This window comes from Mesonia maritima (assembly GCF_042433895.1).
In the GTDB taxonomy this organism is placed as follows: Bacteria; Bacteroidota; Bacteroidia; order Flavobacteriales; family Flavobacteriaceae; genus Mesonia; species Mesonia maritima.
This window is the reverse complement of the sequence record NZ_JBHLUA010000029.1, coordinates 1-1235: the sequence shown is the minus strand read 5'-3', so window position 1 is coordinate 1235 and position 1235 is coordinate 1. Positions and strand designations below refer to the sequence as shown.

At 36.5% G+C, this 1235-nt stretch carries 1 protein-coding gene; it reads left to right on the top strand.

Annotation, left to right across the window (positions count from 1 at the left end):
- Positions 1-224: 224 nt before the first annotated feature.
- On the top strand, positions 225-1199 hold the full coding sequence (locus tag ACFFGL_RS14820) for an IS110 family RNA-guided transposase (RefSeq protein WP_309730855.1): 975 nt from the start codon (positions 225-227) through the stop codon (positions 1197-1199).
- Positions 1200-1235: the final 36 nt, after the last annotated feature.

Genomic DNA, 1235 nt, shown 5'->3' with positions numbered 1-1235 from the left:
AACGTGTTTGTATATCTTAAGTTTGATTTTCATTAAATTTATTACTTAATCAGAAAGAACAAAAGAGCGGAATAAGGTTATTTTGTGTATTGAGATTTAAATCTCGTTTGTCATGACAATCCCCGCTCTTTTCTACTTTTATTTCGTACAGTTCTCTGAGACTGGGATCTCGCTTTTAAGATGTTGAAAATCGAGTAGACTTATTCTTTCTTTAAATAATGCTTATGAATAAAAATACAAATTATTTTGGAATCGATATCAGTAAAGATGTCTTTGATGTAATGGATATGGATGGGGTTTTCTACCAATTTCCCAATAGTCCTTCGGGCTTTAAAAAGCTGTTGTCCCTTACCGATGCCTTCTCCCATTGCGTTATGGAATCCACAGGAGTGTATCATTTGCGTTTGGCTTACTACCTACTTGAAAACGGTATAGCTGTAAGTGTAGAGAACCCTTTATCTATCAAGCGTTTTATCCAGATGAAACTAAGTAAGGTAAAGACAGATAAGAGCGATGCGAAAATGATTTCACTCTATGCGAAAAGTCAATCAGGAGAGTTAAAGCTATGGAAAGGCCAAGGCAAGTATGAGCGGGAGTGTTCTCATTTAATGAGTTTGAGTAACTATTATACCAAGCAGATGTCTTCGCTAAAGAATAAGTTTAATACAGAAGAAGCAATGGGATCACCTTGCTCCCGTGTTATGCGTTCCATAAAACGGAGTATGAAGCACCTGCAAGCAGAAATAGATAAATTGGAAGAAGAACTTCTTGTATTAGTAAAAAAGGAGCACCAAGCTTTACTGACCCGAGTGGAAAGTATTCCAGGGATAGGAAGAAAGTCCAGCGTATTACTGATTGTTTTGACTGGTGGATTTGACCGTTTTGAAACAGCCTCTCAATTATGTTCCTATTCAGGTTTAACCCCTATGATCAGGCAATCGGGGAGCAGTATTCGTTCCCGTCCTCGGATCAGTAAAATGGGTAACCCTAGGCTACGAAAGATTATATTTATGTGCAGTTTATCGGCAAAGAAATATAACAAGGGATGTAAAGCTATCTATGATCGGATATTAGCTAAAGGAAAAAGCAAAAAAACAGCATTGATAGCTGTGTGTAACAAGCTTTTAAAACAGGCCTTTGCAATTGCCAAATCAGGTTTGAAATACGATGAAAATCATAGAAGCGTATTAGCGAAATAAATATTCGAATTTATTTGTTTTTTAACACAGTTCTTG

Bases quoted from the DNA above. Each gene is read 5' to 3' on its own strand.
- ACFFGL_RS14820 (WP_309730855.1), top strand. From the start codon at position 225: ATGAATAAAAATACAAATTATTTTGGAATCGATATCAGTAAAGATGTC.